The sequence below is a fragment of the Xenophilus sp. genome (assembly GCF_044462705.1).
GTDB lineage: Bacteria > Pseudomonadota > Gammaproteobacteria > Burkholderiales > Burkholderiaceae_C > Xenophilus > Xenophilus azovorans.
This window is the reverse complement of the sequence record NZ_JBIQNC010000158.1, coordinates 1-11,751: the sequence shown is the minus strand read 5'-3', so window position 1 is coordinate 11,751 and position 11,751 is coordinate 1. Positions and strand designations below refer to the sequence as shown.

14 protein-coding genes are annotated in these 11,751 nt (G+C 66.3%); 8 read left to right on the top strand and 6 right to left on the bottom strand.

Annotated features, from left to right (window positions below; genetic code table 11):
* Positions 1 to 242 precede the first annotated feature (242 nt).
* The 3 genes from ACIY1X_RS19705 to ACIY1X_RS19695 all read left to right on the top strand — a co-directional run bounded on the left by ACIY1X_RS19705 (position 243) and on the right by ACIY1X_RS19695 (position 2,432).
* Positions 243 to 1,211, top strand: coding sequence for a helix-turn-helix domain-containing protein (locus tag ACIY1X_RS19705; protein WP_399683787.1), 969 nt, complete (start codon positions 243 to 245; stop codon positions 1,209 to 1,211).
* An 89-nt stretch (positions 1,212 to 1,300) separates the two neighbouring features.
* Positions 1,301 to 2,029 (top strand): alpha/beta fold hydrolase, encoded by a 729-nt coding sequence (locus ACIY1X_RS19700; RefSeq protein ID WP_399683784.1) that lies wholly within the window; start codon positions 1,301 to 1,303, stop codon positions 2,027 to 2,029.
* 139 nt (positions 2,030 to 2,168) lie between these two features.
* Entirely contained in the window at positions 2,169 to 2,432 is a 264-nt protein-coding gene (locus ACIY1X_RS19695; RefSeq protein ID WP_399683782.1) for a hypothetical protein, read from the top strand.
* Between the two features lie 22 nt (positions 2,433 to 2,454).
* Here the strand turns inward: ACIY1X_RS19695 and ACIY1X_RS19690 are convergent, their stop codons facing one another.
* From ACIY1X_RS19690 to ACIY1X_RS19680, 3 genes are read right to left on the bottom strand one after another with little or no spacing between them, the layout of a single operon-like run.
* Entirely contained in the window at positions 2,455 to 3,060 is a 606-nt protein-coding gene (locus ACIY1X_RS19690; RefSeq protein ID WP_399683779.1) for an NADPH-dependent FMN reductase, read from the bottom strand.
* A gap of 4 nt (positions 3,061 to 3,064) precedes the next feature.
* Entirely contained in the window at positions 3,065 to 3,475 is a 411-nt protein-coding gene (locus tag ACIY1X_RS19685) for an OsmC family protein (RefSeq protein WP_399683776.1), read from the bottom strand.
* 36 nt (positions 3,476 to 3,511) lie between these two features.
* Complete coding sequence (locus tag ACIY1X_RS19680) at positions 3,512 to 4,375, bottom strand: pirin family protein (RefSeq protein WP_399683773.1); 864 nt, start codon at positions 4,373 to 4,375, stop codon at positions 3,512 to 3,514.
* Positions 4,376 to 4,489: 114 nt separating this feature from the next.
* Between ACIY1X_RS19680 and ACIY1X_RS19675 the strand changes: the two genes are divergently transcribed.
* The 4 genes from ACIY1X_RS19675 to ACIY1X_RS19660 all read left to right on the top strand — a co-directional run bounded on the left by ACIY1X_RS19675 (position 4,490) and on the right by ACIY1X_RS19660 (position 8,495).
* A complete protein-coding gene (locus ACIY1X_RS19675) occupies positions 4,490 to 5,395 on the top strand; it encodes a LysR family transcriptional regulator (RefSeq protein ID WP_399683771.1) in 906 nt (301 codons plus the stop codon).
* Positions 5,396 to 5,782: 387 nt separating this feature from the next.
* Positions 5,783 to 6,751 (top strand): thymidylate synthase, encoded by a 969-nt coding sequence (locus tag ACIY1X_RS19670; protein WP_399683769.1) that lies wholly within the window; start codon positions 5,783 to 5,785, stop codon positions 6,749 to 6,751.
* The gene (locus ACIY1X_RS19665) at positions 6,751 to 7,566 is read left to right on the top strand and encodes a hypothetical protein (protein ID WP_399683766.1); all 816 of its coding nucleotides are present in this window, start codon (positions 6,751 to 6,753) and stop codon (positions 7,564 to 7,566) included. The genes ACIY1X_RS19670 and ACIY1X_RS19665 overlap by 1 nt, the downstream gene beginning before the upstream one ends.
* A complete protein-coding gene (locus ACIY1X_RS19660) occupies positions 7,563 to 8,495 on the top strand; it encodes a hypothetical protein (RefSeq protein WP_399683764.1) in 933 nt (310 codons plus the stop codon). Before ACIY1X_RS19665 ends, ACIY1X_RS19660 begins: the two co-directional genes overlap by 4 nt.
* 4 nt (positions 8,496 to 8,499) lie before the next feature.
* On the opposite strand, the gene ACIY1X_RS19655 is transcribed toward ACIY1X_RS19660, so the two are convergent.
* Together ACIY1X_RS19655 and ACIY1X_RS19650 are read right to left on the bottom strand one after the other, a co-directional pair.
* Positions 8,500 to 9,588 carry an ImmA/IrrE family metallo-endopeptidase gene (locus ACIY1X_RS19655; protein ID WP_399683762.1) on the bottom strand — a complete coding sequence of 363 codons (1,089 nt, stop codon included), beginning with the start codon at positions 9,586 to 9,588 and terminating at the stop codon, positions 8,500 to 8,502.
* Complete coding sequence (locus ACIY1X_RS19650; RefSeq protein ID WP_399683760.1) at positions 9,585 to 9,908, bottom strand: hypothetical protein; 324 nt, start codon at positions 9,906 to 9,908, stop codon at positions 9,585 to 9,587. The genes ACIY1X_RS19655 and ACIY1X_RS19650 overlap by 4 nt, the downstream gene beginning before the upstream one ends.
* 240 nt (positions 9,909 to 10,148) lie before the next feature.
* On the opposite strand from ACIY1X_RS19650, the gene ACIY1X_RS19645 reads away from it, so the two are divergent.
* Positions 10,149 to 10,520, top strand: coding sequence for a DUF4031 domain-containing protein (locus tag ACIY1X_RS19645; protein ID WP_399683757.1), 372 nt, complete (start codon positions 10,149 to 10,151; stop codon positions 10,518 to 10,520).
* A 136-nt stretch (positions 10,521 to 10,656) separates the two neighbouring features.
* Here the strand turns inward: ACIY1X_RS19645 and ACIY1X_RS19640 are convergent, their stop codons facing one another.
* On the bottom strand, positions 10,657 to 11,037 hold the full coding sequence (locus ACIY1X_RS19640; RefSeq protein WP_399683754.1) for a DUF4145 domain-containing protein: 381 nt from the start codon (positions 11,035 to 11,037) through the stop codon (positions 10,657 to 10,659).
* Positions 11,038 to 11,751 lie beyond the last annotated feature (714 nt).

The window sequence follows — 11,751 nt, the reverse complement described above, 5'->3', positions numbered from 1 at the left end:
CCTACTACGGCCAGTGGCAGGCGGTGCTGGCCGACCCGGAGGACAACGTCTTCCGCATCGCCTCGGCAAGGCTGCCCGAGGGCGTGACGGCGCCCGCGCTCTCACGCTCCTGACATGCAGTTGCGTTCAACGATATCAATCAGCCCGAACGGTTCTCGTCGATTGAACGCAAATCCGTATAGCGCGCGCCCCCGGGTCGGGCCTCTTGCGGCGCCGCGGCAGCGCGGCCCACACTCGCGGCCATGACTCCCGCCCTGCCCTCAGCGCCCGCCGGCGCCGTGCGCCGCTGGTCCACCGACGCGGTGGGCGCGGCCGAGCGGCTGGACTACTGGGTCGGCGCGATCTGCGAAGGCTTCCTCGAAATGGCGGCCACCAGCCCGCGCAGCGCCGACTTCCACTCCAGCCTGGAGGCGGTGGACTGGGGCCCCGTCTCGGTGAACCAGGTGCGCGGCAGCGCGCAGGACGTCTACCGCACCCGCGCCGCCATCGCCCGCAGCCGCGAGAACTTCTGCTACCTGCTGTGCAAGACCGACAGCGCCTGGAGCGCCGTGCAAGCATCGCGCGGCGCCCGCCTGCTGCCCGGCGACCTGGTGCTCGTCGATTCGCGCGAGCGCTACGAATTCCACTTCCCCGAGCGCGCCGACACGGTGTCGCTGCAGTTGCGTCCCGAGTGGCTCGAACGCTGGCTGCCGGACATCCGCGCCGCCGCCGGCCGGCGCATCGACGGGCAGCAGGGCTGGGGCCGCGCGCTGAGCGCCTTCGCCTGCCAGCTCACGCCGGCCCTGGCGGCCGCGCCGCCGCTGCCCGCCTCGCTGCTGACCGACCAGCTCGGCGCGCTGATCGCGCTGGCCGCCGGCGCGCCGCCGCACGACGAACCGGCCCTGGCCTCGCTGCGCCGCCGCATCCTCGACCGGGTGCGCGAGCGCCATGCCGAGCCGGGCCTGACGGCCGCCGCCATCGCCGCGGACCTGGGCATCTCCGAGCGCACGCTGCACCGCAGCCTGGCCGGCGGCGAGCTGAGCTTCGCGCATCACCTCATGGCCTGCCGCATGGAGGTCGCGGCGCGCCTGCTGGCCGATGCGCGCTTCGACCGGCTCACCGTGGCCGAGATCGGCCGGCGCGTGGGGCTGCTCGACGCGTCGCACTTCGTGCGCACCTGCCGCACGCGCCTGGGCGCCACGCCGGCGCAGCTTCGCCGCCAGCGGCGCTGAGCGGCCACGCGGCCGGCGCGCAGCGGCCATCCGCCGCACCGCGCGCTGCCTAGATTTGCGGGCTCCGAACCACCCACAAGGAGACCGCCATGTCCGACACCTACGTCCTCGTCCACGGCGCCTGGCACACCGGCGCCGAGATGGAAGCCACCGCCGGGCACCTGCGCGCCGCCGGCCATGCCGTGCACTGCCCGACGCTCGCCGGCAACCGCCCCGGCGACGACCGCAGCCGCACCGGCCTGGCCGACGCCGTCGCCTCACTGGTAGAGTTCGTCGAGGCGCACGACCTGCACGAGGTGCGCCTGGTCGGCCACAGCTACGGCGGCATGGTCATCTCCGGCGCGGCCGAGCGCATCGCGCCGCGCCTGCGGCGGCTGGTGTACGTGAACGCCTTCGTGCCGCTGCCCGGCCAGTGCCTGAACGACCTCGTGCCGCCGCACTATGTCTCGCTGTTCGACGCGCTGGCCGGTGCGCAGGACAACGCGGTGATGCTGCCCTTCGAGATCTGGCGCGAGGCCTTCATCAACGACGCCGACCTCGACCTGGCCCGCAGCAGCTACGCGCGGCTCAACCCGCACCCCTACCGCACCTTCACCGACGCTGTCGACCTGCCGCGCCCGCTGGCCGATCTGCCCGTCGCCAAGTCGTACCTCAACTGCCGCCAGGACACCGCGATGCCGCACGGCCTGCCGTGGCATCCGCGCCTGTCGGAACGGCTGGGGCTGTTCCGCCTGGTCGAGTGCGACGGCAGCCACGAGATGTGGTTCAGCCAGCCCCGCGCGCTGGCCGACGCCATCCTGCAGGCCGGCCGCGACTGAGAGCCTGAGAGGATTTCGGCGATGCTGCACCGCACGCACATACCGAAGTTCTCCGGCGGCAGCCAGGGGTGTTACGCGTTGTTCAGCCACCGGTCATGACCGGGCCTGCACAATGGGCCGCACGCACTGGAGGCCTTCCATGTCCCTGGAGTACCTTGCAAGCATCGTCAAGGCCCGCTTCCCACTCGTGGTGCGCCGCGTGAGCGACGTCGACAACGTACGGCTGCTGAAGGCGGCCGAACTCGTCACCGCGTCCGTGCCGCAGGGCCCGCTGAACACGCCCGACGGCGCCGAGGCCGAGGCGGTGGTCTTCGGCATCACCGAGCGCGGCGAACTGGCGCTGCGCAGCAGGCGCCTGCCCGAGGCGCCGCTGCGGCGCGGACGTGCGCTGGACGACGAGTGAACCGCCGCCGATCGGCCAACCGTCAGCCCGGCGCCCGCAGCCTGAGCGCCAGCCGCGCCAGCGACTGCACCACGCCCTGCACCGCCTGCGCGGCGCGGGGCTCCTTCAAGCCGCCCTGCGCATCGAAGGCCTCGTGCGCGCGGCCGAGCGCGAACTGCTGCGGCACCACCAGCATGGCGAAGGCCATCTGCAGGTACTGGCGCACGAAGTTCATCGAGCGCAGCCCGCCCGCCGGGCCGGGCGAGGCCGACAGCAGCGCCACCGGCCGCTCGGCGGTGGCGGCCAGGCCCGAGGGGTTCGCCTCGGTGGCCGGGATGCGCGAGAGCCAGTCGAAGGCGTTGACGAACAGCGGCGTCGGAAAGCCGTTGTACTCGGGCGTGACCACCAGCAGCGCATCGGCCGCCAGCACGGCGCGCTGCAGCTCCAGCGCGCCGGCCGGCACGCCCTCGGCCGCCTCCAGGTCGCCGTCGTAGACGGGCAGCGCCAGCGCGCGCAGGTCGAGCACGTGCACGTCGATGCCGTCGGCGCGCGCCATCGCTGCGGCGCAGGCGGCCAGCCGACGGTTGAGCGAGCCTTCGCGCGCGCTGGCGGGGATCACGAGCAGTCGCAGGGGGGTCGTCGTCGTCATGGCGTCACTCCGCGAGCGTGGTGGCGATGCGCACCTCGCCCGTCAGCAGCTTGTGGATGGGGCAGGCGTTGGCCACCTGCAGCAGGCGCTCGCGCTGGGCGGCGTCCAGCGCGCCCTGCAGGGTGATGCTGCGCTCGATGCCGGTGCCCGCCGCGCCGGCCGGCACGGCAGCGTAGCGCAGCGCCACCTGCACGCCGTCCAGCGGCCACGCCTTGCGGGCCGCGAACATCTTCAGCGTGATGGCGGTGCAGGCGCCCAGGCTGGACAACAGCAGCGCATGCGGCGTCGGCCCGCTGTCGCCGCCGCCCAGGGCGGCGGGCTCGTCGGCGCCCCAGGCGTGGCCGGCGTCGTCGCGGAACGCCACGGCATACGGTGCGGCGCCGATGGCGGCATGGACGGTGACTTCAGCGGACATGGCTTTCCTTTCTGCGTGGATCCGGGCCGGGGCCCGTCATGCTGCCATCCGCCCGAAGCGGCCGGCGTTGAAGTCGTCGACGGCCTGGTGGATCTCGGCCTCGCTGTTCATCACGAAGGGGCCGTAGCCAACCACCGGCTCGTCGATCGGCTCGCCGGCCAGCCACAGCAGGCCGGCATCGCTCTCGGCCTCGATCGCCACCTCGCCGCCCGCGCGGTCGAAGTGCACCAGCTGGCCCTCGCGCGCCACCTGGTCCTGGATGCGCACCGCGCCGCGCAGCACCACCAGCGCCAGCGTGTGGCCCGGCGTCGCCGGCAGGCGCGCGGTGGCGCCCTGGGCCAGGCGCAGGTCCCACACGTCGATGGGCGTGAAGGTGCGCGCCGGGCCGCGGCGGCCGTCGAAGGCGCCGGCGATCACGCGCAGCCGGCCGGCGCCGTCGGGCAGGTCCACGGCGGGGATGTCGCGGTCCAGCAGCGTTTGGTAGCCGGGCGCGGCCATCTTGTCCCTGGCCGGCAGGTTCACCCACAGCTGCACCATCTCGATGGTGCCGCCGCGCTCGGTGAACGCATGCGAGTGGAACTCCTCGTGCAGGATGCCGCCGGCCGCCGTCATCCACTGCACGTCGCCCGGGCCGATCAGCCCGCCGGCGCCGGTGGAGTCGCGGTGCTCCACCTCGCCCTGGTAGACGATGGTCACCGTCTCGAAGCCGCGGTGCGGGTGCTGGCCCACGCCGCGCGGGCGCGCCGCCGGCGCGAAGGCCGTCGGGGCCGCATGGTCGAGCAGCAGGAAGGGGCTCAGGTGCCGGCCCAACCCGTCGTAGCCGAACAGCGAACGCACGGGAAAGCCGTCGCCCACCCAGTGCGGGCGCGGCGCACTGTGGATGCCGAGGATCTTGCTCATGCTCATCTCCTGAAAAGAGGCGGCCGCGACGCGCGGCCATGAACAAAGCATATGGGCGCAACGGGCAAAGCGGTAGACGGCAGAATCGGCCATCAGCGTTCCATAGGAAGAACGATGAAGGACCTCAACGACCTCTACTTCTACGCGCAGGTGGTGGAGCACGGCGGCTTCGCCCCGGCCGGCCGGGCGCTGGGCCTGCCCAAGTCGCGCCTGTCGCGGCGCATCGCGCAGCTGGAGGAGCGGCTGGGCGTGCGCCTGATCCAGCGCTCCAGCCGCCGCTTCGCCGTCACCGAGATCGGCCAGACCTACTACGCGCACTGCAAGGCCATGCTGGTGGAGGCCGAGGCGGCGGAGGAAGCCATCGCCCTCACCCACGCCGAGCCCTGCGGCATCGTGCGCATGACCTGCCCGGTGGCGCTGCTGGACCTGCGCGTGGCCGACATGCTGGCCGCCTTCATGGCCGCGCACCCGCGGGTGGAGGTGCACCTGGAAGACACCAACCGCCGCGTGGACGTGGTGGGCGAAGGCATCGACCTGGCGATCCGCGTGCGCCCGCCGCCCATCGAGGACAGCGACCTGGTGCTGCGCGTGCTGGCCGAGCGCGGCCAGTGCCTGGTGGCCGCGCCGGGCCTGCTGGCCGGGCGCGAGGCGCTGCGCTCGCCGGCCGACCTGGCGGGGCTGCCCAGCCTGGAGCTGGCGCTGCCGCAGAACGAGCATGCATGGCGGCTGCTGGGCCCCGACGGCGCGCAGGCCGTCGTGCCGCACCGCCCGCGCCTGGTCACCCGCAGCATGGCCGCGCTGCGCGCCGCCGCGCTGGCCGGCGTGGGCGTGGTGCAGTTGCCGTCCATGCTGGTGGTCGACGCGATCGAACGCGGTGAGTTGGTGCGGGTGCTGCCCGGCTGGGCCCCGCGGCGCGAGGTCGTCCATGCCGTGTTCCCCTCGCGTCGCGGGCTGCTGCCGGCGGTGCGGGCGCTGTTGGACTTTCTGGCGGAGCGGTTCGCGGCGCTGGATGAGGAATGAGGCTGGCGGGAGGCTTGCGATGGCGGTTGGCTGCGCGTGACCTGTTGTAGGCCCCATTCCTTTCAGGCTGGACTTCCGCTTTGCAGCGGTAGCGGACCTTCAGGCTAGGCGTGCGGCCGGCTGGTGTCGGCCAAAAAATCGACACTCATTTCCGTAGTTCAAAAGCGGCCTGCTACATTTGAGTTACAAGTTAGTTGCAACGAGGGCACGTATGCGGACCACATCGTCGATGCGCCTGTACAGAGGCATCGCAGTTCTCTATATCGCCGTCTTTCCCTCCATCGTGTATGCAGTGGTGCGCAGGTCAAAGGCTAGCTTAGCCGGACCGAGGATGCTGGGCTTTGTTGCCTCTGCTCTAAGGGCTGCACTAGGGGCGTGGAGTTCAGTGTGAACCTGAAAGCCGATACCCTTGACGACCTGATGCGCGGTGTGCTGCAGCGCTTGGTGGCCAGCACTAATTGGGTGACAGCCAGCAGGGGGCGCTTCACGGAGGAGATAGGCGCGGTTTTGCACCTGACGAACCCTCGTGCTCGCCTGAGCCGAAGTGAGACGCGTGGCAAGGCGTTTAGCCCATTGGGCGAGTGGCTCTGGTATCTATCTGGGGCGAACGATTACGCCTTCGTCGAGTACTACGTGCCCACCGGTTATAGGGACGATGCTCCTGACCGTATGACCGTGCCCAACGGATACGGAGAGCGGCTGGCAAACTTAAGGGGTCAGAACCAGCTTGCGAACATCATCAAGCTTCTTGAGCACAAGCGAACCTCGCGGCAGGCTGTCATCCAACTCTTTGATGCCGGCGACGTGGGCCGCGGCTATGGCGTGCCGTGCACTTGCACTCTTCAGTTTCTGGTGCGCGATGACCGCGTGCACATGGTTGTGAACATGCGGTCGAACGATGCGTACCTAGGCCTGCCGCACGACGTGTTTGCGTTCACCATGCTCCAGGAACTTGTGGCGCGTGCAAGCGGAGCGGATGTGGGCGAGTACACCCACTGCGTCGGCAGCCTGCACCTGTACGACGGGTGGCATGACAAGGCGAAGGCATTTCTCGGCGAGGCCTTTCAGGGCACCGTGCCGATGCCGGCGATGCCGAAGGGAGAGCCTTGGCCGGCGATTCGTGAACTGCGACGAGCGGAGCGAATCCTTCGCGAGGGTGGACAGTACAGCCTGGCCAGCGCGAGCCTTGACGCGTACTGGCAGGACCTTGTGCGCCTGCTGATGGCGTATCGCGCCGACAAGAACAAGGACATCGCCGGCTTGCGCACGCTTCGTGGCGAGATGAACAGCACGACCTACCGTGTCTTCATTGACGCGCGCGTCGACAGTCTCGAAGACGCGAGCCGGGCAGCGTAATGAGTGCAGTTGCTCACCGGCGCGAAATCAAGCGCCTTGTTCGCATGCTTGCGTCCGGCTCGCCGGAGGACCTGGGAGCCATCCCTTGGGCGTCTCCGGTCATGATGTTCGGTCGTCTTGACACGAGTCGTGTCGCAACACTGGGACTGAACCCGAGCAACCTGGAGTTTGTGGACGCGCGCGGCGCCCAACTCCAGGACCCGCTGCACAGGTTCGAGACCCTCTCCACCCTGCAGCTAGATTCTTGGGCAGACGCCGCGAAGGAGCACATTGAGCGCGTGTGGTCGGCCTGCGACATGTATTTCTCCCGTAGGCCGTACGACGGCTGGTTCAAGCCCCTGGACCGCGTAGTTAACGGGCTGTACGTGTCGTACTACGATGTGTGGTCGTCTGCCTGCCATCTGGACTTGGTGCCTTTCGCCACGGGTCAAAAGTGGTCCAGCCTTGCTCCTGACGTCAAGCAGGGGCTGCTCGAGCTTGGTGCCGAGACGCTGGTCAGGTCCATCGCTACCTCGCCCATTCGCGTCCTCGTGCTCAACGGCGCAACGGTCGTTCGCACGTTCGAGCGCCTCTTGAGGGAGCCCTTGGAGGTCTCCTCCATGCCAGCGTGGACGCTTGGGCGCGACGGCACTTCACCAGTCCAGGGATTCGCTTACCGCGGCATGGTGACCGAGCTTGCCGGCATGGCCCTGGGGCGAGAGCTGCTGGTGCTCGGGTTCAACCACAACATCCAGAGCAGCTTCGGCGTCACGCGCGAGGCTGTGACGAGCATCAGCGAGTGGATTGCAAAACAAGGCAAAGGGGTTCTGGCATGAGAGCTAGAGAAGAGCCGCTAGTTGACGAGCTCGAAGACAAGCTTCTTCAAGTGGCCCAAGAGCATTTTCCCCTGCCCGGGATTTCGGACGAAGTCAGGCGCCGGGTCTACGTGCTGCAGCTGGTGGACAGCATCAGGCGCGTGCGCTACGTCAGCGCAATTGCAAACCGAGATATCCACCCGGACCGCGGCAATCCGCACAGCGAAATGTTCGACCCGGTCAAGGCGGCCTTGCTGCATATGCGAACTGGCGACATCGAAGAGGCCTGCTGGCTCGTGTTCCTTTTCGTGCACTTCGGAAAGCACGCGAGATCGGGTTACCGGTACGCCCGTGAGGTCTACGGCGCCCTGGGTGCGCGACCGCCTTGGACCTTCGCTGCGGTCAACGCCGATGTGGCTGGCTTTCGGGCGTGGCTCGATGCAAACAAAGACCACTTGATGCGCGGTGCCAACAGGGGATTCGGAAACCACCGCAAATACGAGAGTCTCGAGGCGCTAGGGGAAAACGGCACGGGCGCGACGGTCGCTTCATATGTCGAATGGGTGCAGACCGCTGGCAGCCATGCAGCGCTCTTCGCGCAAGCGCTGCAAGCCGTCAATGGCGACGCGCAGCGCGCTTTCAACAGGCTGTATCGGTCAATGAGTGCTGTGAGGCGTTTCGGAAGGACCGCGCGCTTCGACTACCTCACCATGCTCGGCAAGATGGGCCTAGCTCCGATTCGGCCAGACTCGGCCTACTTTTCGTCGGCGACTGGACCCGTGGTCGGTGCTCGGCTGATGCTGCAGGGCGAGCATGGATTGACCGTCGCGGAAATCGACACGCGGGTGGGAGTCATCGCCAATTACCTCGGCGTGGGCTTCCAAGAGATGGAGGACTCGCTGTGCAACTGGCAGAAGTCTCCGAACCATTACAAGCGCTTCCTGGCTTAGAAACTCAGGCCTGCCACTTGTACCGAGCCTTCATGTAGTTGAAGTGGTTGTACTGAACCCGGCCCATCTCTTGAAGCTGGCCAACGACCGGTCCAATCCCAATGCCAAGACGTTTAGCAAGGCGGGCAATGGAGAATTGGTTCAAGGACACTGACTCAAGTTGTTTCAAACCCGAGTCCGTGAAGAGGGTGCGCATCGCGAAGTCATCGGCTTCTCTTTCCGCACTGCCTTCCGGGCTCTCGAACCCTTCCAAGAAGAGGCCTTGGCGCGAGTGAAGCAGAAGGTGTCCTGCTTCGTGGAAGACCGTGAACCAGAACTGGTCGTCTGAGAGGTACCTGAAGCTCAGAAGCATCAGCGCTTTGCTGGTGCTCAGGAACTTGGTTGCGCCGCTGGCCCTGCAACCGTCCGGCGCCCGTTCTACGATGATTGCAACGCCGCATTCACGTCCGAGCGCCGTGAGTTCAGGCAGAAATCTGCTCGGTTCCGGTTCTCTGGTCAGCGCCCTGATTGCCGCTAGTGCAGCATTGAACTTCTCTGGATTCCACGGCTTGCAGTCGATGGACCTGGCCGCCACCTCACCGCGGCGCAGCCAGACTGCTACAGCCCCGGGTCGGGTCTCGAAAGCGGCACTGGTGCGATATGCGGCCGATTCGAGAGCAAGCTTGTAGTGGCTGCGCCAGGACTCGACGGAAGGAACGCCGAAGAACGCTAGTGCATTAGCGAGCGTCTCGCCCTTGTTCTTGCCTTTTTCTATCCACCCGAACTTGACCATGTCCGCGATGGGAAGCTCCGACAGCCAACTCTGCGCGCCGACGTCGTCCGCGGATTGAGCCAAGCGCTCAAGATTGGAGCGGTACTGCTCCTCACGGCGCAGCCAAAAGGTCGGGGAAGCGCCAAACAGGAAGGAAAGCTGCTGGGCCCATGCCTCATTGAGAGCGCCTGAACCGTACAGAAGGGCAGTAACTTCTTGAATGCTGCGCTGCGCAGCGGTGGCGAACTCGCCAACAGTGGAGCCGCGCTCCTCAAGAAGGTCGAGGACGGTGGCTCCGGGAGGCGATACCCAGTCGGGCTGAAAAGCGCTGGCGGCTGTCATGCTTGCTCCACGCGTATGATTTTGATGCGTCGCACGCGCGACCAGTCTGAATGACCGTCTCGCATATTACGAGGTGGCACGTGATTGGGGCTGACCGTCAACGTCCAGCGCTCGGCCAACTCGTACTGGACGCAGTCGACACCGTCGATAGAAAGATGCCGGGGGCGGCCGGCAAGGACCTCATCTATGAAGTCCGCTGTATGCAGGTCCGAGAGACGGTTTCTCAGCGCATCTGCGGCAAGCTGCCCCAGCTGCTTGAGTGCAACGGCCTCATGCTCACACATGTTGCGAAGGTTCTCCGTCTCGAATGCAAGCTCCAAAACACCCTCTTCAACCCTTTAGGTGACTCCAAGCTGGGGCCACTGCTCTTCCACAATTCTAATGCTCGGTTAGTAATGCGACGACTACCACCTCGCAACCGATACACGATCTTGTATTGAGTGGACGCCCTCCGTGATAGAGCCGTTGTTCACTTCGGATCCCCCACCTACTGTCGGCGGCGGCCAGATTCGCTCAATAGTAGTCAAACGCGAAGGGCGTGTTACTGGGCGTAGTAGGTGATGCAGCCGGAGTTGGCGCGCAGTCGTTCCGGCGTGAGATTCGGTTACAGTCTTTGGAGGAGGCCGAATTTGATATATGTCGACGACGCCAATGTGTTGAAATATGGTCGCGGCTGGTTCCACCTAACGGCGGATGGGCTGGATGAGCTTCATGCCTTCGCCGCTGGTATCTGTGTGCCAGTTCGTGCGTTTCATCGTGGGGCTCGTCATCCCCACTACGACATCACCGCCCATCAGCGACTAATAGCCCTACGTAGAGGAGCGCAGCCTGTCTGCTCTCGAGAGCTAGTACGTGTCGCGAGGCAGCTATTTGTCCCACCGGCAGCTGCCGCCACTTCGGTCAGCGACGCTCAGCTCGCTCTTTTCGTCTGAAGGCGTTCAAGTAGTTGGCGCATGCACAGCAGATCTTGCACGACCGCCTGAGCCACCTTTGCGACGATATCCCGCGAGCTCTCCTCGCCCTGGAGCTGACGGCTATGGTTCCGTGCTTCCTTGAACATCCATACAGCTAGGGCTTGCCGCCTTTCGGTACCTTGGCGACCTTTGCCGGAACGCGCTGTTTCAAGCCTCTTACCAAAGAGTCATGGACGTAGATGGAGGCAATGATGGACTCGGCTATGTCTAGCACTACCACGACATCCTCCTCTGATGGGGCATACATTCGGTGCATGGCGGCGTGCCCTGCCTCCAAGATCGCGTCAAGCCGGGCCCTCTGCAGCGGCGAGACGTGACCAAGGTCCTCGAACTTTCTCACGTGTGCGGCAAAACTTCCGAGGTCGCCCACCTGCGCGATCATGACCTTCTCCAGCAACGCCCGCACCCCCATCGTTGCCAGCGACAGCAAGTTGTTGTGCAAGGCCACGTAGATCTCGTTCAGCAGCGTTGCCACGAACTCTTCCTGCGGCGGTAACTCGCTGACCAGTTCGTCGAACCAGGAGGGGTGACGCCTAGACACCGCTGGGGGGAAGTACGCTACCGACGAACCTTCGTCTTCTGAAAACCAGGAGGTGTGACGCAGTTTGATGGCATCGCACCCGCAACACTTCAACGTCTCGTACGTGTCTCCTCCGCTGATGCCTTGGTCGTGGTCGTCCCATCTTGTCCGTTCTGCGTGAAGGACGAAATGGTTGCGTGGCCCACTGCAGGCGTTGCAGTGGGCTTGGGTCGTCGAAGCAGCTGCCATAGATCTCGTTTAGGCCCGCGTCCACGGCGGTTCTCTTTGGCGAGATGGTACCTGCGCCCCCGGCCAGCCGCATTGCAGACCTGCTGACGCATTGCTGGCTGCCAACACCGGGTACTGATCGACGCCATCGCCAAGACGGGTTCGCCGCGCACATACCGCTTGAGCCGCGTAGGCACGGCCTAAGCACGCAAATTTCCGCTCTTGACCACAGCAGTCATTCGCCCACGAACGAGTGACCGGCCGCATTCAGTCTCAAGCCGACGACGACCAAGTAGCCGTCCGCCTCCCAGCAGTTGCGATCGCAGGCGAACTCACGCCGCCTGACGCCAAGCAGTCGCCGAGGCCCGCTCAGTTCCCGGCCTCGACCTTGGGCTTGAAGATATGGACGGTTTCGCCGCGCGCGAGCATCTCCACGAATTG

What these genes read in the sequence shown, in the direction of transcription:
- ACIY1X_RS19705 (WP_399683787.1), top strand. Translation starts at nt 243, where the DNA reads ATGACTCCCGCCCTGCCCTCAGCGCCCGCCGGCGCCGTGCGCCGCTGG.
- ACIY1X_RS19700 (WP_399683784.1), top strand. Translation starts at nt 1,301, where the DNA reads ATGTCCGACACCTACGTCCTCGTCCACGGCGCCTGGCACACCGGCGCC.
- ACIY1X_RS19695 (WP_399683782.1), top strand. Translation starts at nt 2,169, where the DNA reads ATGTCCCTGGAGTACCTTGCAAGCATCGTCAAGGCCCGCTTCCCACTC.
- ACIY1X_RS19690 (WP_399683779.1), bottom strand. Translation starts at nt 3,060, where the DNA reads ATGACGACGACGACCCCCCTGCGACTGCTCGTGATCCCCGCCAGCGCG.
- ACIY1X_RS19685 (WP_399683776.1), bottom strand. Translation starts at nt 3,475, where the DNA reads ATGTCCGCTGAAGTCACCGTCCATGCCGCCATCGGCGCCGCACCGTAT.
- ACIY1X_RS19680 (WP_399683773.1), bottom strand. Translation starts at nt 4,375, where the DNA reads ATGAGCAAGATCCTCGGCATCCACAGTGCGCCGCGCCCGCACTGGGTG.
- ACIY1X_RS19675 (WP_399683771.1), top strand. Translation starts at nt 4,490, where the DNA reads ATGAAGGACCTCAACGACCTCTACTTCTACGCGCAGGTGGTGGAGCAC.
- ACIY1X_RS19665 (WP_399683766.1), top strand. Translation starts at nt 6,751, where the DNA reads ATGAGTGCAGTTGCTCACCGGCGCGAAATCAAGCGCCTTGTTCGCATG.
- ACIY1X_RS19660 (WP_399683764.1), top strand. Translation starts at nt 7,563, where the DNA reads ATGAGAGCTAGAGAAGAGCCGCTAGTTGACGAGCTCGAAGACAAGCTT.
- ACIY1X_RS19655 (WP_399683762.1), bottom strand. Translation starts at nt 9,588, where the DNA reads ATGACAGCCGCCAGCGCTTTTCAGCCCGACTGGGTATCGCCTCCCGGA.
- ACIY1X_RS19645 (WP_399683757.1), top strand. Translation starts at nt 10,149, where the DNA reads ATGCAGCCGGAGTTGGCGCGCAGTCGTTCCGGCGTGAGATTCGGTTAC.